The 26,090-nt window shown below is 65.0% G+C and carries 21 protein-coding genes; 9 read left to right on the forward strand and 12 right to left on the reverse strand.

Translation table 11 applies throughout. The annotated features are described in order from the left end of the window. Positions 1-289: 289 nt before the first annotated feature. The 3 genes from ACIA5G_RS41990 to ACIA5G_RS42000 all read right to left on the reverse strand — a co-directional run bounded on the left by ACIA5G_RS41990 (position 290) and on the right by ACIA5G_RS42000 (position 2,507). Entirely contained in the window at positions 290-997 is a 708-nt protein-coding gene (locus ACIA5G_RS41990) for a hypothetical protein (RefSeq protein WP_395933857.1), read from the reverse strand. Positions 998-1,173: 176 nt separating this feature from the next. Beyond that, positions 1,174-2,157, reverse strand: coding sequence for a TRM11 family SAM-dependent methyltransferase (locus ACIA5G_RS41995; RefSeq protein ID WP_395934422.1), 984 nt, complete (start codon positions 2,155-2,157; stop codon positions 1,174-1,176). A 17-nt stretch (positions 2,158-2,174) separates the two neighbouring features. Next, entirely contained in the window at positions 2,175-2,507 is a 333-nt protein-coding gene (locus ACIA5G_RS42000; RefSeq protein ID WP_395933859.1) for a hypothetical protein, read from the reverse strand. Positions 2,508-2,674: 167 nt separating this feature from the next. Here ACIA5G_RS42000 and ACIA5G_RS42005 point away from each other — a divergent pair, with 167 nt between their 5' ends. Next, entirely contained in the window at positions 2,675-3,232 is a 558-nt protein-coding gene (locus ACIA5G_RS42005; protein ID WP_395933861.1) for an NUDIX hydrolase, read from the forward strand. Here the strand turns inward: ACIA5G_RS42005 and ACIA5G_RS42010 are convergent. Next, positions 3,223-4,584 (reverse strand): helix-turn-helix domain-containing protein, encoded by a 1,362-nt coding sequence (locus ACIA5G_RS42010; protein WP_395933863.1) that lies wholly within the window; start codon positions 4,582-4,584, stop codon positions 3,223-3,225. The genes ACIA5G_RS42005 and ACIA5G_RS42010 overlap by 10 nt on opposite strands. 598 nt (positions 4,585-5,182) lie before the next feature. On the opposite strand from ACIA5G_RS42010, the gene ACIA5G_RS42015 reads away from it, so the two are divergent. From ACIA5G_RS42015 to ACIA5G_RS42040, 6 genes are read left to right on the forward strand one after another with little or no spacing between them, the layout of a single operon-like run. Beyond that, entirely contained in the window at positions 5,183-6,013 is an 831-nt protein-coding gene (locus ACIA5G_RS42015) for a Scr1 family TA system antitoxin-like transcriptional regulator (RefSeq protein ID WP_395933865.1), read from the forward strand. Then, positions 6,010-6,270, forward strand: a complete 261-nt coding sequence (locus tag ACIA5G_RS42020) for a hypothetical protein (RefSeq protein WP_395933867.1) — start codon at positions 6,010-6,012, stop codon at positions 6,268-6,270. Before ACIA5G_RS42015 ends, ACIA5G_RS42020 begins: the two co-directional genes overlap by 4 nt. 46 nt (positions 6,271-6,316) lie before the next feature. Next, positions 6,317-7,423, forward strand: a complete 1,107-nt coding sequence (locus tag ACIA5G_RS42025; RefSeq protein ID WP_395933869.1) for a radical SAM protein — start codon at positions 6,317-6,319, stop codon at positions 7,421-7,423. Further along, entirely contained in the window at positions 7,420-8,052 is a 633-nt protein-coding gene (tmk, locus tag ACIA5G_RS42030) for a dTMP kinase (RefSeq protein ID WP_395933871.1), read from the forward strand. Before ACIA5G_RS42025 ends, tmk begins: the two co-directional genes overlap by 4 nt. Beyond that, on the forward strand, positions 8,043-8,858 hold the full coding sequence (locus ACIA5G_RS42035) for an endonuclease/exonuclease/phosphatase family protein (RefSeq protein ID WP_395933873.1): 816 nt from the start codon (positions 8,043-8,045) through the stop codon (positions 8,856-8,858). Before tmk ends, ACIA5G_RS42035 begins: the two co-directional genes overlap by 10 nt. A gap of 58 nt (positions 8,859-8,916) precedes the next feature. After that, on the forward strand, positions 8,917-9,411 hold the full coding sequence (locus ACIA5G_RS42040; RefSeq protein ID WP_395933875.1) for an NUDIX hydrolase: 495 nt from the start codon (positions 8,917-8,919) through the stop codon (positions 9,409-9,411). A 304-nt stretch (positions 9,412-9,715) separates the two neighbouring features. Here the strand turns inward: ACIA5G_RS42040 and ACIA5G_RS42045 are convergent, their stop codons facing one another. The 7 genes from ACIA5G_RS42045 to ACIA5G_RS42075 all read right to left on the reverse strand — a co-directional run bounded on the left by ACIA5G_RS42045 (position 9,716) and on the right by ACIA5G_RS42075 (position 20,487). Beyond that, entirely contained in the window at positions 9,716-11,041 is a 1,326-nt protein-coding gene (locus tag ACIA5G_RS42045) for an ATP-grasp domain-containing protein (RefSeq protein ID WP_395933877.1), read from the reverse strand. Positions 11,042-11,074: 33 nt separating this feature from the next. Beyond that, complete coding sequence (locus ACIA5G_RS42050; protein WP_395933879.1) at positions 11,075-12,061, reverse strand: asparaginase; 987 nt, start codon at positions 12,059-12,061, stop codon at positions 11,075-11,077. A 15-nt stretch (positions 12,062-12,076) separates the two neighbouring features. Then, the gene (locus tag ACIA5G_RS42055) at positions 12,077-13,264 is read right to left on the reverse strand and encodes a radical SAM protein (protein WP_395933881.1); all 1,188 of its coding nucleotides are present in this window, start codon (positions 13,262-13,264) and stop codon (positions 12,077-12,079) included. Between the two features lie 11 nt (positions 13,265-13,275). Then, complete coding sequence (locus ACIA5G_RS42060; protein WP_395933883.1) at positions 13,276-14,283, reverse strand: hypothetical protein; 1,008 nt, start codon at positions 14,281-14,283, stop codon at positions 13,276-13,278. A 55-nt stretch (positions 14,284-14,338) separates the two neighbouring features. After that, positions 14,339-15,784, reverse strand: a complete 1,446-nt coding sequence (locus tag ACIA5G_RS42065) for an aldehyde dehydrogenase family protein (protein WP_395933885.1) — start codon at positions 15,782-15,784, stop codon at positions 14,339-14,341. A gap of 49 nt (positions 15,785-15,833) precedes the next feature. Next, complete coding sequence (locus tag ACIA5G_RS42070) at positions 15,834-17,102, reverse strand: 7-cyano-7-deazaguanine synthase (RefSeq protein ID WP_395933887.1); 1,269 nt, start codon at positions 17,100-17,102, stop codon at positions 15,834-15,836. Between the two features lie 931 nt (positions 17,103-18,033). Continuing rightward, positions 18,034-20,487, reverse strand: coding sequence for a tetratricopeptide repeat protein (locus ACIA5G_RS42075; protein WP_395933889.1), 2,454 nt, complete (start codon positions 20,485-20,487; stop codon positions 18,034-18,036). Positions 20,488-20,501: 14 nt separating this feature from the next. Here ACIA5G_RS42075 and ACIA5G_RS42080 point away from each other — a divergent pair, with 14 nt between their 5' ends. Together ACIA5G_RS42080 and ACIA5G_RS42085 are read left to right on the forward strand one after the other, a co-directional pair. Further along, on the forward strand, positions 20,502-22,982 hold the full coding sequence (locus ACIA5G_RS42080) for a hypothetical protein (protein ID WP_395933891.1): 2,481 nt from the start codon (positions 20,502-20,504) through the stop codon (positions 22,980-22,982). Continuing rightward, entirely contained in the window at positions 22,975-23,907 is a 933-nt protein-coding gene (locus ACIA5G_RS42085; protein ID WP_395933893.1) for a tetratricopeptide repeat protein, read from the forward strand. Before ACIA5G_RS42080 ends, ACIA5G_RS42085 begins: the two co-directional genes overlap by 8 nt. Before the next feature lie 958 nt (positions 23,908-24,865). Here ACIA5G_RS42085 and ACIA5G_RS42090 read toward each other — a convergent pair. After that, positions 24,866-26,080 carry a hypothetical protein gene (locus tag ACIA5G_RS42090; protein WP_395933895.1) on the reverse strand — a complete coding sequence of 405 codons (1,215 nt, stop codon included), beginning with the start codon at positions 26,078-26,080 and terminating at the stop codon, positions 24,866-24,868. Positions 26,081-26,090 lie beyond the last annotated feature (10 nt).

Here is a 26,090-nt window from a genome sequence, read left to right on the forward strand (position 1 = left end):
TGTCTCCCCCTCCGCCAACGTCGCGGCGAACTGCAGTCGCAGTTTCTTCGCCTTGCGGCCTTTCCTATGACCATCATCTCACTGGGAACCGGCAGATCCGGTCATCACCGCGCGGAAGCGCAAGCGCCAAAGCGGCCTGCGCCTGAGCTGCGGCAAGTGCCAAGCGCCCCCTCTCATGAAAGAATCTGCAGGTCGGCGCCAGTGAGCCTCGACGACGGAGCGCATCCCATGCTGATCGACGAGGCTGAACATGCGGTGTGCAAGTCACGCGCCGGTCGTGTGCCGGCGTTCATCTCTGCGCAGGCGCGTGAACGTGAACGAATCGGCGGTTCACGCGGTCCCACCAGAATGCGTGAATTTGATTCCACAGAGGCGACAGCCGCCACTGTGGGTACATCTCCGGTTCTTGGCCGTACGGACTGGGCTGGCCGTACTCGTCGAGCATCGAGCCGGTCCACTCGCGGACCTGGCGCCAAGGCTGCCAATCTGGCTCACCGACGATTACGACCTGGACGTCGGCGGAGGTAACCCGCAGTCCGCCGTAGCCGGGCTGAACCGGTATACGCCACTCTCGCTCATGCAGCCAATCGCTGGAGTAAGCTTCGAACCGCACGGCCCAATCCAGCTCGGGTGCTGAGAGGGTCCTGTATTGAGCATCACGGGCGTACCAGACCGGGCCCCCGCCGAAGTTGTAAACCCACTGTCTGCTGAACAGCAGCGCCCACGGCGGAAACGACCGCTCACCGAGCAACCAATGTAGGTGCCGCACAGGGCTCTCGGAGAAACACACCATCGGGTTCGCGGCGCCGAAGGGAGGCGAGCCACGGAGCATCCCGTCCCACAGGATGCTCGTCAGCCGATCCTGGGGCGGCATGGCGGCGATATTGACGTCCAGCCGAGGAGAGACCCCCGTACCCGGTGGTCGGCCGCAGAAGTGATAGATGAGGTTGGACTGCGCCGGGCCGGGTTCACGCAGCTGCAGGGTGGCGACGGTCATGACACATCCTCGCTGACGACGGCACGTGAGCCAAGCAATCAGCGACCACCCGCGGTGGCGTCCGAGGCCGTTCCCTTCGGCTTGGTTTTACTACGGTTAAGGTCGGCGGCTGGTAACCCCGACCTGGCCAATCGTGACAGCTCGTGTACCTCGACCCGGCGCTCCAAACTACTTGATCACTCCACACTGGCACCCAGGACGATGACGTCTTCGTGTGCGATCAGGTGTAGCGGCAGTCCGGCGTCGCGCTGTTTCCGGATGAAGTCGCGCTGGAAGAAGCTGCCGCGCGCGACCAGCTCACTGTCCGCGACTCGGGCGAGCAGCCCGACGCACCGCTCGACCGGTACCAGCCCGGCCGCGGCACCGCAGGCGATGACCTGGGAGGGCAGGTCCATCAGCTCGACGTGCTCACGCCATGGCCGGACCGTGATCGCGACGTGGCCGCCGGGGCGCAGGACGTGGGCGCAGGCGGTGAGGATCCGGGTGAAGCCAGCCAGCAGCCGGTGGTGGCCGATGTTGGCGAGATTGCCGCGGTCGAGTGCACTGCCGTAGCGGTAATGGTGCTTGCGCACCTTGCCGTCCTCGGTTTCCTTACCGGTCGAAACCTGGCCGTGCACCGACGGGCCGTACGGCGGCGACGTGACCACCAGCGCAACCTGACCGACATACTCACCAGGCAGAAGTGTCTCGAGCTGGCGTGCGTCGCCGCGGACGACCTGGCCGTCGTTGTCGTGGCCGCGCTTATGCGCGAGGCGGAGGTTCGCGCGGGCGATGTCGGCCCAGTGCGGCTCGTACTCGACGCCGACCGCGCGGCGGCCGAGGTCGATTGCCTCGACCAGGGTGGTGCCGATCCCGCACATCGGATCCAGTACCACCTCCCCCGGCTTCGTGTAGTGCTCGATGGCGTGTGCAGCGACGGCGGGCAGCATCTTGGCCGGGTGCGCGGTCGACTCCGGCACATACCTGTCCTTGCGCTGCGCGGCCGGCGAGGTCTGCGCGGTCGCCCACACCGAGACCGGCAGCTCGCCGAAGTCCGTCGGGTCGTCGGCGGGCGGGGTGGTGTCGAGGGCGTCGATGAACGCGCGGGGCAGCGGCATGGTCGGCTCATCGGCCGATGAGGGCGGAGTGTTCGATTGCGTGGTGGTCATGGCGGTGCCCATGCCTTTCGGTTGGCTGGTCATCGGAGGTCTTCCGGCTGCGTGGCGTCGGCGTGGGCTTGGGCGAAGACCAGGACGTCGCCGTGCGCCCGCGTGTGCGTCATCGGTGCGGCGGGTTCTCGGCCGCCGGGTGCGAGGGCGGTTCGGTCTGTCGCAGTGGGTGGCTGCAGGCGGCCGTTCCTGATGGGGGTGTGGAGGGTGACGATGTGCTGGAGGTAGAGCAGGTCGGCGTTCTGCGCGGCCGCGATCATCGGTCCTGACGGGTCGATCAGCCGGCCGCTCGACCAGTCACTGTGGGTGTAGACCGCGAGAATTCCGCCGAACGCGAGCGCCCGAGCTGCTGCGATCGCCACCGCCTCCGTCGAACCGTCGGCTCCGCGGTCTGGCGGCAGCGACGTGATGACCAAGTCGACTCGCTCGTCGGCCGACAACGAAGCCGACGGCGCCTCGCCGGCGGCGTGAGAGGCAGGGCCATCGAAGACAGCGCGCACCCGGGACAAACGCCGTAACATCTCGTGATGTGGCCACCGAATCGAACGGGCAAGAGCTGACACGCTGGACGATCCACGGCGAGCGAGTCGTCGACGACACCCGCCGACTCCGCCTCAGCATTGCCTCGGTCGAGCTACCGGACGGCGTGAAGTTCGAGCAGTACGTGCTCCGCATGCCCAAAGCCGCGATGATGGCTGTCCTCGACGACCAAGACCGCGTTCTCATGATGTGGCGGCACCGGTTCATCATCGACCGGTGGGTCTGGGAGCTGCCTGGCGGCTACGTCGACCCAGGTGAGGACCCCGCGACGACCGCTATCCGCGAGGTCGAGGAAGAGACCGGTTGGCGGCCACTGAACGTCGAGCCGCTCGGATCGATGCAGCCCACCGTCGGCAGCGCCGACGCCGAGAACCTGCTGTTCGTGGCCCGCGGAGCGGAGTATGTCGGCGAGCCCGAAGACATCAACGAGGCCGAGCGAGTGGCCTGGATACCGCTCGACTCGGTCCGTGACCACATCACCAAAGGTGAGATCGTCGGCGCGGCGTCACAGGTCGCCTTGCTCCACGTCCTCGCGTTCTACCGCTGAACCGGGGTCGGCACGCCGGCGTCCTCCATTTGCGCGTAGAGCGCACGCACCCGCCGATCGGCGCGGTAGGGGCTGAGTCGACGACCGACGTCGGCGAGGTAGGCACCACCTCGGATCGACCGGACCTGCTCGCTCATGCGCACCGCGACGGTGGCCTCCGCACACGCTTCGTCAACACGGCCCTGGTCGGCCAACGTCGACGCAAGCAACGCGGTGTTGAACAACCTCCCTCGCTCGTACCCGTCGTCCATTCCCAGTGCCCGGCGAGCGAACTGCTCGGCTTCAGCCGCGGAACCGAGGTCTCGGAACACGTGAGCGAACTTCGCCGAGAGATACGCGCTGTCGAAGTAGTTGAGCCACGCCGGTCCAGCGCCGGGTGAGAAGCGTTCGAAGGCGCGTTCGGCCTCATGAAGAGCCGCGAAGCAAGCTGAGGGGTTGGCCTGCAGCGCGTGGCCGTGCGCTTCGAGCACCGCAGCCTCCGCCTGCAGAGCGGCCAAACCCGACCTCTTCGACGTACGCCTCGCGGCGAGCGCCATGTCGACGGCGACCTCGCGAGCACCATTGAATGCGGCGTGATGGCTCATCGCCGCGAGCATCTCGGCCTCGAGCGCATCGTCGCCCGCGTCCTGCGACAGCTTCAACGCATCGCGCAGGCGCCGCTGTCCTTCCGCGGCGTTGCCGACGTCGAACGCGATCCAGCCGGCAACCTGGTGCAGTTCGGCGGCCGCACCGAGCAGTTCTTCCCGTGCCGCAGCTCTTCTGGTCGTGTCCTTCAGCATCGGCGTGACGGTCGATGTCAGATAGTTCGTGATGGTCGTCGTCGCGCGACTGTGTCCGCCTCCGAATCGATTGTCTAGACGGCGGAACGTCGCTGTCATATCGCGCACGATCTCGACGTCCGTGCTGCGGGGCTTGGGCAGACTGGCCGCGACGGCCGGCCCGGCGCCGAGCAATGACGCGCCGATCGCCGTGGCACCGACACCTGCGGTCTTGAAGAACTGTCGCCTTTGCACGCGTCCGAGGCTAATGTCGTCGCCTGCGCCGGCCAATTCCTCGACGGTATGGGAAACGTTGAACCACAGCAGTGCCGGGGGAACCTGCAGGGCCTTCGCCCAGCGTTCGAGGTTCACCAGGTTGCTCGGAGGGCGGGCGCCCGGCGCTTCCAGGCGGCTGACTTGCGCTTGCGTCAGACCGAGCCACCGGCCGAGCGCGGCTTGGGACACGTGCGGGTTGGATTCCTTGCGGTAGGCGGCGAAGAGCCGGCCGAAGTGACGAGCCTTCAGCGCGGCGCTGATGCTTTCCGCAGCCCAGAAAGTGTCCGGCTGGGGTGGCGCCTCGTTCGCGATCAACAAGCGGATGCAGGGTCCGCAGTGGTTGCTCACGCGGTCACGAGCCAGGCGCGCGCCGCATTTCTCGCACCTTCTCGTCGGCATCTGCACGGTCGTTCCCTTCCTACCCACTACCTGACACGCAGTGTATTCGATCGAACACAACACAGTGCCGGATTTCATCCTCCGGATGTATGGAATCCGGCGACACACGACTCCTACCTGCTGAAACTCATACGTCGACGTCGTTTGCAGCCGAAACCTTCCGCTGCACGCTCGACCCATGCAAGCAGCAGAAGTGACACGCAGCGACAACAAGGTCACCCACGAATCAGGTGCCATACCCGGATCCGACTTACCGCGTCGGAGCGAACGTCGCTGCCTGCGGCTCCCCAACCGGAGGCCGCGACCCGCCTGAGGGTCGCGTTCCGGCAGTTCAGGCGACCGCGCGGACACGGCGAGCAGCTGACCGAAATGGACCTCCAAGCGGCGGGACTGGCACTCGAAGCCTTCTGGCCGAAGTTCGGCACTCCGCGACCACTACCGGAGCGCTGGCGATAACCGGGCCGCACCCTCGCTTGCGACCGCAGAACTACCACGACCACCTGCAGAAAGATCAACCATGTCTTTGCCAACCATCCGCCGCCCTGCTGCGCTGCTCGTCAGCGCCAGCCTCCGCGAGGAACGCGAACGGCGGAAGATCGGACTGCGCCGCCTCGCTGACAAGCTCAGCATGTCACCGGCGCGTCTGTCCGGCTTGGAGCTGGGAACCCACGTCCCCCATGCATCCGACGTCGCCCACATTCTCGGCTTCCTCGGGATCAGCGGCTCCGAGTACGAGAAACTCATCAAGCTGGCCAAACAGGTTCGCGACGAAAACCTCATCACACATGAAGACATGCAGGCTTTCAGTCAGATGTGGACATACGAGCAATTGTCGGACCGTGTGGTGGAATGGTCCCCTTTCTACCTTCCCGATCAACTTCGGCTTCGGCAACACTTCGATCGCGACCCGGGCACCGGCGAGGAGCCGCCCGGCAGCGGAGAACTTGAACCACTTGAGCGTGCCGTTCGCCAGCAAGCGATGCTGAACGGTCCTCGCCGCTATCTCTTCCTCATCGGCGAGGAAGCCGTACGTGCGGCGAGCAGCGAAGCTGACTCAGAAGAGCAGGTTCGACACCTCCGAACGGTGGCAAGTCTGCACCATGTCAGCGTCCGAATCGTGCCGACGAAGGCGAAAGGACTGAACCCGCCTCACGCTTTCACTCTCTACGAGAGCCGACGAACGTCGATGGCGGTAGCGTTCAAGAACGTTCATTGCACCGCCTACCTCACCGAGAAGCCGCTACTCGATAAATACTCGGGCACCGCAGAAGCCCTTCAGCGCAAGGCACTCAGCAAGTCAGCCACAGCCGACGCGCTGGGCGGCTTCCCGTGGGACCGAGTGTCATGACAGTCGCGGTGATCTACATCGATCCCCTCATGATTCACCCGGTGATGGACGGCGTGTGGCATCACGCACGCCTTGAAGGCATCCCCACCGCGGGCGAGGCGATCACCATGCTTTGCGGTGTCACAGGCGTCGCGGCATTCCTGCCATTGAACCAGCGACAGCATCACAGCATCCCCCGTCAGTGCGAACGTTGCGACGCGATCGTCCGGCAACAGCGCGGAATTCCACTGTGGCGACAAAGAGTCGGGCGCAACTGACTCGACCTAGCCACAGCCGTTCGCATCATCTTCAAAGGAGTCAACGATGACCGTCCGTCCGATCGCCGTCGACGAGCAGGCGTCGAGCTGCTACTTCCGTACCACCGTCGACACTCCGTACCGCAAGGCGCTCGTCCAGATTACCGAGCGGTGCAATTTGCGCTGCGCGCACTGCTTCGTCTCCGCGACCAAGCGTGGCAAGGACATGCCGCTGACCGAGGTCGTGAAGAAGGTCGTCCCTCGGCTGGCCGACGCCCGGGTCCGGCGGGTGACGCTGACCGGCGGCGAGCCGACCGTTCACCCGGACTTCCTCGGCATCGTGCACGCCTTCCGCAACGCCGGCATCGACGTCGGCATCTGCACCAACGCCACCGAGCTCGACGACAAACTCATCCAGCAGCTGGCGACGGCCGGAGTCCACGTCAACGTCTCGCTCGACGGGTTCGCCGCCGACTCGCACGGCTTGTTCCGCGGCGACCGCGCCTCGTTTGACGTGACCGTGGCCAACGTCCGAAAGCTCGCCGCGGCCGGACTCCTGCAAGGGCTGCTGTGCACGCCGAACTCCCTGGCCGTCAACGAGGAGTACGTGCAGCTGTGCGAGTTCGCCCGCGAGAACGGCGCCCGCTACGTGCTGCTCAACCCGCTGGGCAGCATGGGCCGCGGCGTGAAGTCCCAGCGGAAGCTCGCGAAGACCACCATGCACATGCAGGAGATCTTCGAGCTGACTACCCCATTCGACGGCCCTGACCTCGACATCGCCCACATCCGCTTTCCCAACACCGACCGCAAACCCCTCGCCGGCTGCGAAGCCGGAACGATCATCTACGTCTTCACGCCAGGCGAGGTCACCGTCTGCCCCTACCTCGTCTTCGCCGCCCGCACCCCGATCTCTCGCCACCCCGACACCGACTTCATCGTCGGCAACATCTTCACCGATCGCGACCTCGCCGCTCGCCTCGACGCGTACCGGTTCCACGAGCGGTTCCAGGTCGGCGCAAATCCGACCTGTACGTCCTGCAGCCTCGAACCACGATGTGGCAAAGGCTGCCCGGCCGCGGTCGTCGCCGCGGGCGGACGCATCGGCGACGTCGATGCCGAGCTGTGCCCGGTCACCGCCGAGACCCGCCGTCTGCTGCCCCTGGACGTCGCATGAGTGCGCCGCGGCGGCCGGGCAAGCTGGTGGCATTCGAAGGCCCCGGCGGCGTCGGCAAGACAACGATCACTGCGCTGGTCGCCGAGGTCCTCGGGGCGGACGGCGTTCCCGTGCACGCCACCGTCCAGCCGTCGCGCTCCCCGCTGGGCGAACTGGCTCGGCATGGCACCGACACCTACCGCGACATGGCTCTGGCCTGCCTCTGCGCGGCCGACCGTCACCACCAGCTGGCCAGCGAGATCCTTCCGGCCCTGGCCGAGGGCAGGGTCGTGCTCTGCGACCGATACGCGGCATCGTCGCTGGTCCTGCAGGGGCTCGACGACATCCCGCTCGATGTCGTCTGGGCGCTCAACCACGATGTGTACCGCCCCGCCCTCGTGTGCGCGCTCAAAGCTCCACCCGCGGACGTCGAACAGCGGCTCCGCGCCCGCGGCGGACACAGCCGCTTCGAGCGCACCCCCGGAAGCAGCTTTCGCGAAACCCTCGGCTACCTGGCGGCCATGACTTTCCTGCGCGACCAGGGCTGGCCCGTCGAGATGATCGAGTGCGCCGAAGATCCCCGCGCCACGGCTGGCACCATCGTCGACCTGATCCACCGCACCCTCACGGAGAGCCCGGCATGCCCCTGACCGTCCTCACCCTCAACGTCGGCAACCCCGCCCTCGAACGAGCCCGCCGCCAACGCGACTGGCTCGCCCAGCGTAGCGAAGACGTCTTCGTGCTCACCGAGACCGGCTCCGGCCCCGGCACCCAGCTGATCGCCGAGTCCTACCGCGACGCCGGCTGGTCGGTCACGTTCCCCGAGCACCCCGACAAGGAACGCGGCGTCATGCTGCTGTCCAGATTCGAATGCACGGTGGACCCCATCGGTGCGGCGATGTCCTACCTGTCCGCGCGGCTGGCCGGCATCGTGGTGGACACCGACGACGGTCCGCTGCGCATCCTCGGCGCATACGTTCCCTCCCGCGACGCCACCGAAGCGAAGACCACTCGCAAACGCGAGTGGATCGAGGCCTTCCACCGGGCGTACAAAGCCACCGACGATAAAGCCGCCGTTCTTCTGCTGGGTGATCTCAACGTTCTCGAGCCCGGGCACGTGCCACCGCATCCGGGGCAGTTCGCACCGTTCGAGACCGCCTTCTACACCGCGCTGACCCACCGGCACGGCCTCACCGACGCCTTTCGTGCCCTGCATCCGACCGCTGTCGAGCACAGCTGGGCCCGCCGCGCCGAACTCGGCTACCGCTACGACCACGCCCACTCCTCAAGCCCGCTCCTTACCCACCTCACCAGCTGCTCCTACGTCCACGACACCCGCATCGGCAACCCGGCCCTCACGGACCATTCGGGACTCGCCGTCGCGCTGTCGCTGACCGCGACCGTGCCGCTGATAACGTCCGATCCGGCCGCGGACCGCGAGGCAACGCTCTTCTGAACCTGGGTGCTCGTGTCCGGCCGCCACACCAGCCGCCGAGCACAAGGGGCCCCACCGGATGACCGTCGCCAGCGAACCGGCCCTACGGGTCGGCGCCCGCGTCCTGCTCCTCAACGGCGACGACGAAGTCCTGCTCATCCACGCCCGCGACCCAGACGACCCCGGCCACCACTGGTGGGAACTCCCCGGCGGCGGCCAAGACCCCGGCGAAAAGCTCGAGGACACCGCCCGGCGCGAGATCGCCGAGGAAACCGGGCTCGTCCTGGACGACATCGGCCACAAACTCTGGACCCGCGAAAGCCGCTTCACCTACCGCGGCCAAGAGCACCACCGCCTCGACCACGTCTACCTCGCTCGCACCGACCACGACGCACCACAGGTCGCCCTCCGCCACACCGCCAACGAACGCGTCGGCCTCATCGAGCGCCGCTGGTGGTCAGCCGCTGCGCTGGCAGAGTGCAGGGACAAGCTCCTGCCGGCCGACTTACCAAACCTGCTGCAAGCGCTGCTCGATGGCAGCTTCCCGGATTCGCCCCTGACGCTCAACGCCTGAACTCACCCGGCAACCTCGGTCAGCCTGCAGATGGCGGCTGCCTCGACGATGGCGACAGCACCGTCGGCACCTGAGAGCTGCAGCGCGCTGATGAACGGACGAGCTGCGACGCGACGGCCGCGGCTGGTTACGACGACGTCACGGAACTTCAGGTGTCCGAAGCCGTCGGTGAGACCGCACGTTCGACATGCAGCTCAAGATCTGCGCCGAGCTACGGACCCGGGCGCGAGCAGGACCGCGCCTCGGGTTACAGCCTCGTCCCGCCCGAACAGCTGCAATTGACTTCGCATAGCGGAGACGAAAGTCACGAGTATTGGATATCGAACAAGGCTGTAACGAGCTTGCCCAGGTCAGACACGCGGTCCGAAGACGTCCCGAGTACGCTGCCCTTCGGGTACAGGATCCTCGCCAACGGAGCCCCCGGCGCGAGCGTGAATCCAGCCGGGACCGGGTCAAGCATCAGAATCTGACCCGATTCTAACGGAAAGCGGCCGTCGAAAGATCGGGCGTGCACCGGCTGACCACTTGTCATGTCGTATACGCCGGCTTTGACGCGCTGCTTCGCGCGGCCGGGCAGACGGCCGTCAAAGCTCAGGATCAACTGACCTCCCACCACGGCAGTTGAGTGCGTCTGCGCTGGCAGCGCGCAGGCTGCCGGATCGAGCAGACCGAACGCGGCACGCTGGAAGTCCGCGAGCTCTACATCTTGGTAGCGCAAGTCCAGTGCCAAGGCGGCCGAGGAGCCCTGGAACCGGGGATTCAGGTCGACCACCCAGGCCCGCTCAGCGGAAGCAACGACGTCGATGCCCCCGACGCCGCGGTAGCCGAGCGCGGCGATGGCACCGGTGAACTCCGTAGCCACGGCGCTCGCCTGCGCGAGTGCTGCCGTCGAACATCGGTCGCGTACGTCGAAGCTGCTACCTCCGAACGTAAACAAGCGGAGGCCGCTGACAGGTGTGAGAAGCTGCACCGACGGCTCGAACAGTCGGACCTTGTCGTCCCCGGACACGCAGAAGTGAAAGTTCAGCGATACGCCATCGACCAGTCTCCAGGCCGTCAAGAGGGTTCTCTGGTGAATCTGAGCCACCTTCACCCACCCGGTGGCAGAATCTACCAAGTAGACGCCAGCGCCGGACACGGTGTCTTCAGTCTTTAGGACGAACGGCATGCCTAGCCGACGGCGTAATTCGGAGTAGCTCGTAGCCCGCACGTCTACGATGCAGCCGTCCGGCGTCAGCGCTCCGGTACCATCGGAGAACCGCAGCAAAAACGACTTCCGGCTGAACATCCGGAATGCCTTCTCCGGGAGGACGCACGCATCCAGCCCGGTGACGCGGAAAATCCTGCCCAGCGTGGGTTCCGACCGGAACGCGAACACGGTACCAAGGCCGCCGTGGGCGAGGTTCTCGAACATGCGGGATGCGTAGTGCTGGTCCAGGCTTGTCCATCGCTCGCGGACGCTCAGCGCATTCTCCCAGGTTTGCTCCACGGAGTGATGCCGATCGGGCCATGCGGACCCGAAACACGAGACGCTCAGGACACGGTCGGACGCGGCCGAGACGATCGCGGCGTCGCTGGCCCGATGGCCGATCCAGACGTCGAGCTTCCCTTCGCTCCGATCCGTCATCATCGTGGTCGGTCACCTTTTCTCTCTCGTCGATTGTCAGAACGCACAGCCGACGTCCTGCAGGACCTCAGTTCGGCTAGTGAAGAACGGAGGCGCGGGGGAGGGAAAATATAGGCCAGTCTCGGCGGCCAGCCGAGGGAACACCGGCTGCGCAGCCCCATGGAACCCGTCCGCCACCTTAACCACGGCAGACACGCCCTCCTGCGCCCACCAGAGGACGTAGACGCCGTCCGAGCCACATTTACCGAGGATCCTGCCCTCGGACATCCGGATCACCGACGTGATGTATCGGTTGTGACCGGCGTACAAGGTGGCGCGGTTCCGGATCGCGTCCGCCACGATGAGCCCGGCCCCACCGTGCACGGGATGACGTTCCAATCCGGCATAAGCCTGGGCGACCTGCCGCATGGACACCGCGTAGGAAGGCATGCCGCAGCCGTCCCGGCCGACGTGAACCGACGAGCAGTCGGGGATGCCGAGCGCCTGTGCAATGTAGTATTCATAGCTTTGCTGTGCCGGATGCGCACGGTCGAGATAGCCCGCTGGGTCGGTCCCAAGCCGACTGCATAAGGCCAGCGCCGCGATGTGCTCGCCCGAGCAGTCAGAATGTAGGCTGGTTAGCGCGCCGCCGGAGCGGGTGAGCCCGTCCTGCGCGTCGTGCCCGAGGGGGCGCCTCGGCGGGCACCTAAGGTCCTCCAAGTCGACCTTGTTACGCGCGGCCATGGCGGCCAGTGACTCCAGATGCATCTGTGTTCCGCTGTGGGAACCGGAAGCCATAGCGAGTTCGTCGAATAGATGTACGCCAGGCTCGAAGACACGCTCCCGGATCAACGCCAAGGCCCGCAGCGGCTTGGTAACCGACCTCATGGCGAAGATCCGGTCCGGGCTACCAACCGAGAACAGAACTTCTCCCTCGGCACTAGTGACCAACGCGGCGCCGGTAAATATTCGGTCGGGGGCACCGGGTCTTCGCTGGATCGCTAGCGGTTGATCCTGTGGCTCTTCGTCTTCTGTGAGGGACATCGTCGCAGACCGCGCTCACACCGGGAGCGCTAGTACGTTGTTCTGGCAGGGCAGGCAAGTGGGCCCCACCGGCAACCCGAACTTCGCCGCCGCCACGACCGCGTCTGCGTATAGGTCCTGATACGTCGGCCCGTCGAAGCCACGAGAGTCCTGCAACGTGGTCCCATCCAGCGGCCGGAACGGCGAAAGAATCGGCATGACATTCCTCGACGCGAGCTCGGTCACCGCCTGCAGGCTTGCGCTCCGATGCTCGAGACCGACGATGACGATCGAGCGAGCCCGGACCGGCCCGAAGACCTCGCCCGCGTACTCCAGCGCTTTTAGATAACGGTCTTTACCGATCCGGCGGTTTTTGCCGGGAATGATGGTCCGCCACGACTCTTCCGTCCAGAACTCGAGGTTCATGCCGAGCTCATCAACGCCGGCGTCGGCCAGTTCCCGGATAGAAGCGTCCTGCAGCGGTGCGGCGATCATGACGTAGACAGGAAGGTCGTGCTTCGCCTTCACGAGTCTGGTCAACCGGGCGCAAATCGAGGCCCCCATGTCGTCGCCGCGCGGTGTCCCACCGCCCAGTAGGAGGTGACGAGCTGGCCGAGCCGGATCGGCCACGGCCGCGTCGACAACCTGGAGCAGCTCGTCGGTGGTCTTCTTCGACATGTCCGCTTCGCGGTTCATGCCAATCGAGCAGTAGGCGCAGCGTTCGGCGGCCGGCCAGAATGAACAACCCGGGCCTGTGATGCCGAAGCAGAGACGGTCGCCAGAACACATCTGCGCGACCTTCTCCAACGGTTGCCCACCTCCGTCGAGCGGCCGGCCGTAGAAGTGCGGCGGTGGGAGCACGGAGACCGAGATTCCGCCGGAAGGCCAGGTCAGCACGAACCCGTCGCGGAAGTCGAGTTCGATCAACGAATCCGTCGCATACCTCTCGAGTACCGGGGCGTTCACGAAGATACCGGAGCCGAAGTCCAGATCCAGTCCGCCGGACACGCCCGAACGTGTTCGGCGAGGCCGGCTCGGCGACTGCGGGCTGCCGAGGTTGAGCCGCTCCGCCGCACGGGCTGTCGGACGGACTCCGTTCGCCAATATCTCGAACTTGAGTGCGGCCCGGAGCAGCTGCTCATTGTCGGCAAGCCCGTGGGACGTCAGCAGTTCGGCGAATTTCTCGGTGATCCGGAACGCGTCCGGACGGCGGGTTTCGTGCATCTTCTCTCCCTTTAAGTGTCGGATTCGCCCGTTTCAGCTCTGCCCCGAAACCGACTAATCCTGGTCGCGATCTTGTCCGCCAACGCACGCTTTTCGGGATGGCGTGTCGCCAGCTCCCGGTGCACCTCGTGGAGCACGGGCCAGTAAATGATGCTGCCCTCCTTGACCCGTTGTGCCAGGTTCCACAGGCTGTCGTAGTACACCGAAAACACGCCACAGACCCCACTGCCGCGTACCCACAACATGTGCCGCTGATCTTCAGGAAGCATGAACCCGAGGGTCGGATCAACGAGGCACATCTCCTTATGGTCGAAGATCTGGAGGCTAAGCGGCGGCGGCAGGTCAGCGGACCGGGAGATATCGATAAGGTTAATTTGAAAGTTGGGACAGTCCTTTACCTTGTCGAGAATGTCAATCGTCCATTCAAGTTTTTCCAGCGTCGGGATCGCCACGATACGGCGGAACTTGATGCCAGGAAAGTCTCGGACCATCTTTGTCTGCAGCTGGAAGTATTCCACCATTTCGGGGGTGCCGTAATGCTTCGGCGGATAGGCGTCGAGTTGGGTCAGGTCAACGCTGCGGCCAGCAGCACGCAGAGCCGACAGCATGTGACTGTAGAAGCCCTCGCGGTCGCACATCTCCGCCTCGTGCATCCGATCGGACTCGAAGAGTCCCTTCAATGCGGAGAAGTCCGCGCGGACCTCATCGCTTTTCTTATCCACCGCCGCCGAAATATTGGACAACTGGTACTTAATTTGTAACACCCGAATACTGAGCGCGATGAAAATTGCAAACAGCGCGGGCCCGCTAAACTCGTTGAGCTTTCCGATCCGGTTTCCGATCGCCACCACAGCCGCGCTCACCAGAACGGCTATGGTGCTGAATTCCTCCACGATCCAGGTGATGACACGGGCAAGCTTACCGGGCTTGTTGTCCGGCGTGACGTCCGTTCGTTCTGAGTGGCCGGATGTCGCGGAAGAGGCATGTGCCGACGGAGATGCTTTGCGCGGTTTCGGCACTGCCTCTCTCGCTTCCCTCGACTGTCCGGTATTTCAAAAGAGTTGACGTACCTTCCTACTTGTAGGGGAAGTACCACGCTCGCGGCGCCGCATTGTCGCTCATTTGGGACTGCACGACCTTCTCGAACGTGAACTCACGGACGCCCGAAGCGCCCAACTCGACGCCGATCCCACTGTCCTTGTACACCGACCACGGGCACGCAGCGAGCGACTGCAGCGGTTCGTTGACCCAGACCATCCCTGTGTCGAGCCGCCGCGTGATGTAGTCGGCGCGTTCCGGATCGTCTGTCCACACAGAAGCACCCAGGCCGTAATTGCTCTTGTTGGCTTCGGCGATGGCGTCGTCGATGTCTGCGTACGTCTCGATGGCAACCACTGGGCCGAACACATTTTCGGTGCTAAGGCGAGCATCAGCCGGCACGTTGGTGAGGACGGTCGGCGCGAAAAAGAGCCCGCCCTCATGACCGGGCACGTCGAGCGGACCTCCGCCACACAGAACTTCGGCCCCACGGGCGACGGCGTCTTCGACAATCTCCTTGACGATGTCGAACTGCGCGCGGTTGGCCACCGGGCCGACGTCCACCCCGGGCCGGTCCCCGGGGCCCACTCGGAGCGCATTCGTTTTGACCAAAACATTTTCTACCAAGGAATCGGCAAGGTCGTTCGGTAGGTAGACCCGCTCGATCGAGCTGCACCAGTGACCGCAGTTCGAGAACGCGCCGTAGACGATGCCCGCAGCGACGAGGTCAGCACCGGCGACGTCCCGATCGACGATCAATGCGTCCTTGCCGGAGAGTTCGAGAACGCACTTCCGAATCTTTCGGCCCATGATCTCGGCGACCGCGCGACCAGTGGCGATGCTGCCGGTAAACGCGGCCACATCGATGTCAGCTTCGATCAAAGCCTTGCCCGTCGCTCCGTCGCCGGGCAGCGTGATCACGACATCTTCGGGAAAGCCCGCGTCATCGAAGGCTCGCTGGAGTTCCAGCGCACTCCGCGGCGTGTACTCGGACGGCTTGACGATGGCGGTGCAGCCGGCCATGAGCGCGGGCGCGAGTGCCCACACGATCTGCTGGACCGGGGCGTTCCACGGCTTGACGATCGCAGCCACGCCCCTCGGTTCGTGAATCGTCCGCGCCGTCTTCGCGGTGATGCCGAGCGGAGTCAAGTCGAGCTCAGTCGGCGCCAACGCATCCTCGGCGATTCCAGCGAAGTATCGAAGGAAAGCAGCTGACTTCGTCACTTCCGGAACGGATTCGGCGAGAACACGACCCATCTCGGACGTGATGACCCGACCGATCGCCTCAGCTCGCGACTCCAGCGACTCCGCTGCTTTGAGGATCAGCGCCTTACGCTCCTCGACGGTCGTGAATCGCCATGATCGAAAAGCCGCGCGCGAGCGTTCGACGGCCGTTGCCACCTCTTCGGCCGACGTGGACTTCAGCGGTTCGGCGACGATGCCGCTGGCCGGGTCGACCGGTCGGATGAAGCTGTCTGTCATACTCGGTACCCTTCTTTGTTCGGTGATGCTCCTGCGGATCGCGGGAATTCTACAGATCCCAGTGGAACCGTGGCGGCGCCATGGGGTCTGGCGTTACGGAGGTGAGACTCGCGCGAAGGCTCGCACGCAACCCGCCGTACCACGGGCGCAGTTCACCAAGCCGGGAGCAGGTCTTTTCGCGATGGCCAAAGAATCCTCTTGCGTGCAGTTCAAAAATGCAGAACACTTGCTGTTCCCAGTAGGGTATCGACCGGTCTTCAATGGAAGAGACGAGATTCTCTAAGGCCAACGCGGGTGAGCACAAAGGGTTTTTCCGGAACGTAATTGCAGGGATTCCGATAGCCTGTTGGGCGAGTTCATACCGGAGACACTTGGTACACTCGCCACACCACGCACCCCAGAAGCATGACTGCATATGCCGCCAGCATGCCCGTTCTGTCGTCAACAAGTTTTTCAAGATTGCAAACTCCCGCAGTGGCGCGATCGGAGAGAAGAAACCAACGCCGAGAGCTAGTCGCATAAGGCGGTCGACCTGCGTACACGCCAGCCTCGACTGAATGTCATGCCGGACCACTTCACGTCGCTGCCAGGTCACGGTCTTATTCCACAAATCAAATTCGTAACCTGCACAGACGTAGGCCGCTTCGATCCGTCGCGCTATGATTGCCGCGGCAACTAGGAGAACCAGGTCCCGGCCGTGGGGCACTGCGTTGTCCAGGGGATAGCGGTCGAAGCTGTTCGAGTTCTCCTTGCCCAGCGCCCGAATGAGATCCCAGTCCAGTTCGATATCTAGCAGGGGTAGATCGAAGGAATCAGCCAGTGCTACGGCGGCTTCGCGTTCGTGTTCGGCGCAAGAGAAGCTGGCGTTCGCATGGAGGCCGTGGACCTCAAAGCCGTTCTGGCGCAGGACCTTCAACGCCGCCAGGGCGTCCTTGCCGCCGCTCCAAAGCAGAACCGCCCTGCGTCGGTTAAGCGTGTGCGACGTCTGGGCGCGCTGGCGCAGAACGGGAAAGTCAATCTCAGGATCGCGCCAGGATCGGCGTTGGACGTAGGCGTGAGCCCCGTACAGCATGCCCGCGAGTGCGATGATCGGCCGCGCGGCAGCGGCTGAGATCGGGAAGCCCATAGAAATGCGTGGAGCTAAGAGTGCCTGACCGGCGATGATCGCATAAGCCCCCGCGATGAGATGCGCTTCGTCCGCGTCGAGCGCAGGAGTAAGTGATCGGAACGTAAGAGCCGTTTCCCCTATGCGTCCGCCTCGATAAGAGATGCTCGCCCGGACCGATATCTCGTCGTGACTAGAATCGACTCTGATCATGGTATCACTTCCGAAGGATCATTTTTCGCGAGCGACGTTTCGGCTTCCCAGAAGCTATCGTACGTCGACCAGGCAAGTTTTCGAGTATCCGTCGGAAGGAGACCGACCTGAAGAGCAGTTGCATCGAACTGAGCACCATACCACTGTGCCTCGAAGCATTCAGTTGATCTACCGCACACTGCCGAGCGTCGCAGGCATGGCTCCCTGGTACTGCGGTCATAAATGAGTCTGCTGCGACAACTGATGGCATCTCTATTTACCCCGGGGTAACTAGTAGTCAAAACGAAGAGCGAATCAATCAAGCAAGGTCATAAATTCACCCATTTGGGTGTAAGCTCGTCGTTCACGGGCCGTGGTCACTGGATTGCTTGAACAGTCGCCCCATCGGATGGCTCTGTTACGGGTTCACCCGAATAGCGTAGCGTGACGGCAACAGAGTACGATCTAACCGTGCCATCGGGTGGAATCACAGGACACCCGCAGCCACGTTGGTGAACGCGTCATCGGGATACACCGCCGGCACTCGGTAATGCACTTGGTGTTTGGCCGCCCAATGCCGCAGCCAGAAACCTGTCGGCACGGCCGAGCGGAGTGCCACGGCGTTGGCCTGCCAGGACCTGCCGAACCGGTGATGCGCGGGCGTGGTGCAGCACGATCACACCACCCATAGCCAAACCGACTCCGAAGCGCGGTTGCCAGGACCACGTTGACCGGGTTCTCCAACCCCGGTTGCGAGAACAACCAGTGGGACGTGCACCGCAGCTGCCACCAATGCCCAGTCCCGCCACGCTTCACGGCGCCTTTCTCTGCCTCGAGAAGAACCCCGAGTTCTCATGGGTCCTGTCCTTGAACGACTCGGTGCTCGCGATTCGCGCCATTCAACCAGCTCGCGGCACGCAGATGACCGAAGTCGTACGAAGTCGAACAGCGATCAGGCGGGCGCGCCGAGACGGTCGAGCAATGCGGCCGCGTCACGGATCACCGGATGTCCAGGCCCTAGAGATCGCTCCGCTTGAGGCAGGAGTTCGGCCAAGACGGCGCATCCCTCGTCCTCCTGACCGAGTTGCGCGCATGCCTCGGCGCAAAGGCATGCCGCAAGTACCGCACGGAGGTGGGCAGGGCCGAAGACTCGCCGGGCATCTGCGGCGAAGACGCGAAAGCCGGGTTCGTCATCAGGCATCACGCCGCGGTCGAGGCGCACCCTGAGGAGATGCTGACGAGTGATCAGCGTCGACGGGTAGTCGTCTCCCAGAAGCTCCCGGCGTCGGCGCAACACCTGCGTCAGCACGGACTCCGCCTCGTCGAGTCGCCCTGCCGCACGCCAGACCTCGGCCAGGTTGCTCATGCTGCTGAGTGTTTCGGGTGCCGCTGGACCCAGAGCCCGTTTCCGCGCGTCCAGAACCGCCGCGAACAGCCGCTCCGCCTCGCCGATGGCACCCTGGTCGTGGCGCACCCGCGCCAGGTAGTGCCGCGACGCCAGGGTGTCGGGATGCTCGTCGCCCAGCAGGTGGGACCGAGCCGCTACCAGCACGCGCAGGTCCTGCTCGGCACGGTCCCAGTGCCCCATGGCGTAGTAAGTCCGGCAGAGTCCGTGCCGGGCGGCCAGGGTCGTCGGGTGCACAGCGCCGAACACCTCCTCGGCACGCGCCACGAGTAAGGTGTAGGCCGACTCGGCTTCCTTCAGCCGTCCTGAAGCGCGGAGATACTGCGCCGCGGCGATCGCTGGCCGGAGTGCCCCGTCTGCCAGGTGCTTGTTCAGGCTGTCCTGGTTCGACAGGAGCTCGAGGGGGCTGTTGCTGTGCGTGGCGATGGCGCGCCACCGCGGCCAGGATGCTGGATCGCTCGGGTAGCACCCGTGTGCCCCGCCGTCCAGCAGAGCGATCAGGAGCCGGACGTACTCCTCGAACGCAGGGCCGGTGTGGGGGCGGTATACCTCTTTGAGCAGCGGATGGAGTGTGACGGTGGGGCCGACCGGGCCGGGATCCGCCGGGTCATGCGACAGGCCGACCAGGCTGACGCCGTCCATCGCGGCGAGTGAGGTCCACAGCCGCTCCGCAGCCGAGCCTGTCTCCGGCGACCCGATCGGTGCGAGCGGGGAGGCTTCGAGCATGACCGGGTCGAGGAGCAGCGCGTACGGGATCGGTGCCGGCGCGAAGCAGCTCAGCACCTGGAATAGCGCGCGGGCGTTCCGGACTCCGCGGGAGTCGAGGCGATCGAGTGAGAGGTCCCAGGTGCGTGTGACCGGTGTGCGCGACTGTTGCGGCTGGGCAGGTGGTCCGAGCAGTTCCTCGTATCTGCCCTGGTCCAGCCCGGATCGGTACTGTGCGAACGTGCGGGCCAGGCCCGGCCACGCCAGGTGCGCCGGAACGCTGCTCGCCTCGTGCAGGTGCCGGCCCGCCCGTCGTAACGCCCAGGGAAGCCCGCCCAGCCGGACCGCGACCTCGGCCGCCTCCTCCGGCGAGCCGGCCGAGGTCGGAGCGACCTCGCACAGCACCCCGGTCGCATCCTCCGGTGACAACGAGGTCAGGTGGTGCAGCCTGATCCACGACGGCATATGGCCCCAAGTGCCGGGGCTCCCGTCGCGGGTCGTGACCACGATGGTCCCGTACTGGCCCGTGAGCGGCCGGAGCCAGCCGGTGGCGTCGCTGATCGGATCCTCTCCCGCGGCGAAGTCGATCGCCGGGTCGTCGGCGCCGTCGATCACAAGCAACCACGGACGGGCGCGGCTTTGGAGCAAACGCCAGGCGACGTCCACCGAGCTACCGAGGTCGAACTGCTGCGGCATGGCCCCCAGTTCGAGAGCGAGCGCTCGCATGGTCACGGCGGTGGAAGTCGGGCCCCCCGGCATGGACCACCAAGTCGTGACACCGCGGTTGCGCGCCCACGCCGCGATGTTCAGGGCCAGAAAGCTCTTGCCGACCCCGCCGAGGCCGTGCAGAACGTGGACACGTGGTGCGGAGCGGTCGCGCATCGCACCGGCCACAATCCGGAACACCGCGTCGCGGCCGCGCATCCGTGGCTCGCTCACCAGGCGTTCCACCGGCGGCCGCAGCGAGACTAACGGTCCCACGACGGTGTTGTCGTCCCCCAAGGTTTTTGCCGGCGGAGCTACCGGCGACTCCAGCCCGTAGACCCCATCGATCCACAGCGACCATTCGCCGAGCCGGACCGGATCAGTCACGCCGCAGGCACGGACCACGGCGAGGAGCCGGTCACGGTCCTGAACCCGAGGGAGGTGCCCCCCGGTGAGGTAGCCGCCCAGGGTACCCGAAGGGATTCCGGTTGACTTCGCGAGCTCGCGAACGGTGAAGCCGGCTTGGCGGCGCATCAGATCCAGGGCGCGGGACAGCTCCTCGCGGGTATCATCCGGCCCGGCACTGGTCATCTCGGCTCCTTCGGATGCCCGGTACGCTCGATGCCGCTGACCGGGCGGAGGAGGCTTGGGTGCACGACGGTAACTTGGAGCAGTGGCTCGGGTCGCGCGCTTATAAGCGTCTCACAGAGTGGTCCGGGCAGGGCCATCTGGCCCACAAACTCGTCCGCACGTTCGACAACGGTGGGACGGACGCAAAAGTCTGCGTCGTGGATCGGCGAGACCTGCTGGAAGGTACTTCGCAACGGCTGGTGCTGAAGCTCGACCGCTTCACCGGAAGCGACTTCGGCACCACAGAGTACGCGCGCCACCGCCAAGCGGTGCACGACTCCGGGGAGTGGGCCGACCGGCACCTGGCGAGGCTCGTCGATCCGCCGATCCCCGTCGGGGACAGCTGGTGGCTGACGTTCCAGGGCGTGGCGGGCAACCTCGACCAATTCCGTGTTCTGGGCTCGCTGATGCGTGAGTTGTACGACGGCGCCGAACCGAGTTGCATTCCGGCGCAGCTGGTCGACGTCTACGAGGCCGTCATCAGCGGTATGCTCAGCGACTGGGCTGGGAAGCCGAAGATCGACTACCTTTCGGTGCCGGACCTTCTCCGGGCGCACTTCGTCTACCGGCTCGCCGAGGGCAAACCTTTGCGGAAGCTGCTGGACACCGGGGCAGAGCCTCTGCTGATGCTGCTCCGCGACCCGTCCCTCACCAATGGGATCGAGCTGGCGGTCCCGGTCGGCAGCTCGCACGGCGACCTCCACGTGGAGAACGTGCTGGTGCGGGTCCAGCCCACCGTCGTCCCTGCCGACTTCCGCCTGATCGACCTGGCCAACCGCGAAGATCGCGCGCCCCTCGGCCGCGACCCGATCCACCTTCTCGTGCACATGGTCAACCTGTCGCTGCGACACCTTGGCACCAGCCAGCTCACAGCGTTGCGACTGGTTCTGCTCGATCCGGAGAACGACCGGCGGGACCAGCTGCCGACGTGGCTGCGCGATATTATCGCCCGGACGTACGCAGCCGCCGAGCAGTGGATCGAACCCTCAGGCTACGGGCCGGACTGGCGGCGGCAGCGCCCGCTCTCCTTGTACGCGGCGGCTTTGATGGTCTACGTGCGGCGATCGACGCGACCTGAGGACAAGCCGTGGCTCGCCGACCTCATCCGCAATGCGGCCCACACCTTCCTCGGGACGGTGAAGCCGCGTGCAGAGCCCGCAACTGTCGTACCGGCGACCCGACGAAAGCCGGTTGAGCCCCGGCCGGAGCCGCCAGGAGAGAAGTTTGTGGTGGGCAGGGAGGCCGAGTCGTCGATGTTCGCCGGCCTGGTCGAGGGCCGAGCTGAAGAGTCGTTGCTCAACATCTACGGCCCTGGCGGTATCGGCAAGACGGAGGTCTTCAAGAAGTTCAGGGGGAACGCGGGACAACACGGGTTGCGGTTCGGGACGGCCGACGTCGCGGTGTGCGGCGGACGTCCGAGCGCGGTACTGCGCGAGCTGTGCCGCACTTTCCTCGACGGGGAACCTGCCGAGCCGCTGCACGGCGTGTTGGACCTGCTCGATATCCATGACGCCGTTTGGGACGTCGTGCGCGCGAGTGGAGGCGTCGACACGATGTTCGACGCGGTCGGCTCGCCGAAGGCCCCGGAGACCCTGCAGGCCACCGTCGACTGCTGCGAAGTAGCCCTTCCGCCGAACCTGCGAGCGGTGCTGAACAACCGGTTCAGCCTGGACCGCTTCCTTCGCTCTTCCGACCGCGATCTAACCGTTTTGTTCGGCGAGGCACTCGGTGCCGTAATGGACGACGCGCCTGCGGCGGTGCTGCTCGACACCTACGAAGAGGCTGGCAAACTCGACCCCTGGGTGCGGCAGCAGCTCCTTCCCGCCTTGCCACCCCAGACCAGGATCGTCGTCCTCGGTCGCAACAAGCTGGCGCGGCAGAACATCGACTGGAGCGACCACGACGAGATCCTGAGCCACCCGCTGTCTGAGCTGTCTGAGGACGACGCGAAGTCCTACCTCCGTCACTACGGCTTGACGGACGGTGCTGCGCTCGACAAGGTCTACCGCTTCACCGGCGGCTATCCGCTCGTGCTCGTGCTCGTGCGTAAGCTCGCGAAGGAGGTCGGCGGATGGCAGGCGGTCGGCGAGCTGGAACACAGCGCGGACCGCGACCAGATCGCTGGTCAGCTCCTTGACCGGATCCTCCGCGAGGAACGCGTGCACGCCGTTCGCGAGGTGATCGAAAAATGCGCCGTCGCGGCCTGGATCAACCCGGAGATCATCCAGGCGTTGCTCGGTGTCGGCGAAGCCGATGCCAGGGAGCAGTTCGAGCTGGTCAGTCAGCACTCCTTCGTGGACCGGCATCCCGAAGGCGTCCGATTTCACGACAAGATCAGGGAACTGCTCGTGGAACGGCTGAAGTTCACCAGCCAGGCCGAGCACAACCGACTCCAGGAGCGGCTGCTCTCGTACCACTCGTCCAAGACAAGTGGGTTGAAACCAGCCTATGAGTGAAGTCGAAGGCGCGCTGCGCCACTTCGTCGAAGAGATCAGGTTGCTGATCGAGCGAGACCCCATCGAGGGCTTTAGACGGTGGGCCGCCTTGCACACCGAGCTTGCGCAGCGAGGCCACTTCGACTTCTGCGACGACATGCTCCTGGCCATCAAGGGCCTGGACCTGCCTGGGTACGGATTGGGCATTGTCCGGTACGCCGAAGGATGGACGCTCGACCGGAGTGGCGACTGGGAAAACGCGATCAAGCGGTACGAAGCCGCGCTCCTGGCGTTCAGCGCGGTGAACGTGCCACTGCGTGCCACCATCCTCATGCAGATCGGGTCGCTCTACCAGGACCAGGGACGCTTTGACGAGGCACGGGACGCCTACGCTCAGGCGCTCGATCACGCGGAAGGCCACGAACGCGCGCTGGTGTTCAACAACCTCGGCGGCCTGTATGCACTTCGTGGACAGAACGCGGAAGCCCGCAAGCACTTCGAGGAGGCGAAGGACCTCCTCGAACAGACCGATGACCGCTACAATCTCGCCGCTGTCCTTGTCGGGCTGGCCAGCCTCGCCCGCGACGACGGCGCGCTGCAGGACGCCGTCAACCACCTCGCCCGCGCTGTGGTGATCTTCCGGGATCTCGGCCGGGCTACGGCCATGGCCACAGCGATCGCCAGCCTGGCGCTGACTTACCACACGGCGGGACGGCTCCCCGAGGCCGATGAGACGTACCGAACCGCATTGGCAATCTTCGTTGCGCACAAAGACCGCAGCAACATCGCGCGAACGCTGGCGAATATGGCGCTGACCAGTGCCGCGGCTGGCGACAACGAGCAAGCCGTCGGCTATCTCGAACAGGCGGTCGCTGAATACCGCGAAATCGGCGACAGGCATGGTGAGACAATCGCGCTCGACAATCTTCGGAGGCTCTGTGAGTGATCTGCTGGTATGTATCACTCACACGCCGGTATTGTTCGAAGCTTTCAACAGGTCAACGTGAGGGAGCGTGGGCTGACGTCGGTGGAGGGCGAGCTGTCCAGTTGCTCGTTCCTGCATACGACCTGGCAGTGAGGGGGTCACGGTTCTGAAAGCCCTGGCTAGACGACGCCGCAACATCACAACGGCCGCGGCCGGCGGCCTGCCCACGCCATTGCCGTACTACGCCCGCCGCACTGTCCGCAGCGCCCTTTACAAGGTCATCGGTGCCGACATCGACAAGTTTCGGAGCCGACCGCGCCCCGGTCCATAGCTGAGAGGTACCGAAAAACGTCCATGGCCAGGCGTCCTCCCGTGCCAGCACCGACCACCGAGAGGACCCACCATGGCCGAAAACGTCAACTGGGTCCCGGCGTCGGCCACGTCACCCACTTCCACGACGACCAGGGCATCCCGTCCAGCCTGTACAAGCCAGGCCGAAGTCCTGAGCAAGTCTCCCCCGAAGGACGTAACAGAAAGATCCACTGCGCCGACTCCTTCCTCTACCGGGCACGAGAAGGCGCAATGGCATCAAGCTGACGAACTTCGAGGAGGCGTTCACCTGGCTCCGAGGTCAAGGTAGCGAACCCGACACCGCGGCTGCCTCTGGGCAACAGCTTCAGCATCGCCTACGCGCCGGGCCGCTCCTGGCCACTGCGAAATCAGGCAGAAGAGGAAGGGCAGATGGCTCGCAGCAACTCCCCGAGCGACGGCGGGAGTTCGATCCTCTGGGCGGCGGCCTGGGTCTTCGGCTGCTCAGCCACCGCGTCGACCCCCACTTGCCTAACGCGCCTACGGTCACCATCACCCACTCTGGAGTCGAACAAAGTCGAGCTGCGAGGTGCGAGCTGAACGAGACCAATCCGGCGCAATGGCGGAGAATAACGTAGATCCATCAGCGGTTGTGCCTATTAGGTATGTGTCATTGCGCTGGAAATATTAATGGGTTACCCCGTTTCCAACACGCTTCGTAGTTGAACGCAATACTCGGCATCCTGACGATGACCGCCGATCCGGGATCGTCCATGCCCAGAATCACCCCCGCGGTCGGCAGGATGTAACCGGCGTCGAGACTTGGCGAAACCAGGTGCCTGTCGTGCAGACGGGGACAGTCCGAATATGCCATCACGCGCGCATCGACACCAGCGATACCTTCGAGCGACCTGCCGATATCGCGTCGCACATTCGCATGGTCGTTGACCGGCTTGCCGAGCAGTCGGACGGGGGCGTCGGTCGCGCTTCTCACTTCCTTGAGGAAGTGGGCCAGCTGGTCGGGCTTCTCATAGACATAGCGGTCCACCCACAGGGCATTGGGTACGTCGTCGAGCAGTTCGGCGAACCGGGCGACCGAGTCGGCCCTGACCTTCGGCCAGCCTGGGTTTCTGCGCCGCAGTTCGGTTAGCAACGTCGACTGCGTGACCGCCCGTGCGACTTCGTATGTCCCGTCGGCCTCGGCGCCGAGGCCGCGAAGGGCTTGACGGCCTGCGCCATCGGCGTCGGAGAAGGTGCGGGCTCCCAGCAGGACGCGCGCCGCATCCGGAGGCAGGTCACGCGTATACGATGCAGCGTTCGCCGACACGAAATCCGAGACCGCGTCCGGACCGGAAAGCGCACCGGAGCGGAAGGCGGCGTGCGCCAGCGATGTCGTGTCTCCGTAGTACGAACGCGCTTGATCGACAGACAATCCGAGGACTGCCGCGTCCTCCACTGAGAGCCTGGGAAGCTCGATAAAGTCCGCGCGCCCGAGAAGTGGGCTGCCGCTGACTCTCAAGTCGAGAGCGTCCGCGTAGCGGCTGGTAAACAATGCTCCGATATCCCGGCCACCCGGTCCGTCGACCAGCTGACCGTAGAGCTGCGAGTGCAGTACACCGCCCCGCGACTGCCGGACCGCATTGCCATAGCTGTCGAAGACGAGCTGGGCGCACCCATGCTCGGCCAGCCGGCGCTCGACTTCCGACCGCAAGCGCGCGTGTTCATGCTTTTGGTTCACGTCATCGACCGCTGCGCCGTCGAAATAGAAGGCGGAGCCGCCCAGCTCATCAGCGACCGCCTTCGACAAAATCGTCTTGCCCGAACGGGGCAATCCCCGGACCACCAGCAGACTGCCGTCGATTAGTCGACCGGCGACGTGGTGCACCCAAGCCAGT

This window comes from Amycolatopsis sp. NPDC051758, assembly GCF_044453095.1.
GTDB lineage: Bacteria > Actinomycetota > Actinomycetes > Mycobacteriales > Pseudonocardiaceae > Amycolatopsis.

Excerpts from the sequence above, each read along its gene's own strand:
- ACIA5G_RS41990 (WP_395933857.1), bottom strand. The coding sequence starts at position 997 with ATGACCGTCGCCACCCTGCAGCTGCGTGAACCCGGCCCGGCGCAGTCC.
- ACIA5G_RS41995 (WP_395934422.1), bottom strand. The coding sequence starts at position 2,157 with ATGGGCACCGCCATGACCACCACGCAATCGAACACTCCGCCCTCATCG.
- ACIA5G_RS42015 (WP_395933865.1), top strand. The coding sequence starts at position 5,183 with ATGTCTTTGCCAACCATCCGCCGCCCTGCTGCGCTGCTCGTCAGCGCC.
- ACIA5G_RS42020 (WP_395933867.1), top strand. The coding sequence starts at position 6,010 with ATGACAGTCGCGGTGATCTACATCGATCCCCTCATGATTCACCCGGTG.
- ACIA5G_RS42025 (WP_395933869.1), top strand. The coding sequence starts at position 6,317 with ATGACCGTCCGTCCGATCGCCGTCGACGAGCAGGCGTCGAGCTGCTAC.
- tmk (WP_395933871.1), top strand. The coding sequence starts at position 7,420 with ATGAGTGCGCCGCGGCGGCCGGGCAAGCTGGTGGCATTCGAAGGCCCC.
- ACIA5G_RS42035 (WP_395933873.1), top strand. The coding sequence starts at position 8,043 with ATGCCCCTGACCGTCCTCACCCTCAACGTCGGCAACCCCGCCCTCGAA.
- ACIA5G_RS42040 (WP_395933875.1), top strand. The coding sequence starts at position 8,917 with ATGACCGTCGCCAGCGAACCGGCCCTACGGGTCGGCGCCCGCGTCCTG.
- ACIA5G_RS42045 (WP_395933877.1), bottom strand. The coding sequence starts at position 11,041 with ATGATGACGGATCGGAGCGAAGGGAAGCTCGACGTCTGGATCGGCCAT.
- ACIA5G_RS42050 (WP_395933879.1), bottom strand. The coding sequence starts at position 12,061 with ATGTCCCTCACAGAAGACGAAGAGCCACAGGATCAACCGCTAGCGATC.
- ACIA5G_RS42055 (WP_395933881.1), bottom strand. The coding sequence starts at position 13,264 with ATGCACGAAACCCGCCGTCCGGACGCGTTCCGGATCACCGAGAAATTC.
- ACIA5G_RS42065 (WP_395933885.1), bottom strand. The coding sequence starts at position 15,784 with ATGACAGACAGCTTCATCCGACCGGTCGACCCGGCCAGCGGCATCGTC.
- ACIA5G_RS42070 (WP_395933887.1), bottom strand. The coding sequence starts at position 17,102 with ATGATCAGAGTCGATTCTAGTCACGACGAGATATCGGTCCGGGCGAGC.
- ACIA5G_RS42075 (WP_395933889.1), bottom strand. The coding sequence starts at position 20,487 with ATGACCAGTGCCGGGCCGGATGATACCCGCGAGGAGCTGTCCCGCGCC.
- ACIA5G_RS42080 (WP_395933891.1), top strand. The coding sequence starts at position 20,502 with ATGCCCGGTACGCTCGATGCCGCTGACCGGGCGGAGGAGGCTTGGGTG.
- ACIA5G_RS42085 (WP_395933893.1), top strand. The coding sequence starts at position 22,975 with ATGAGTGAAGTCGAAGGCGCGCTGCGCCACTTCGTCGAAGAGATCAGG.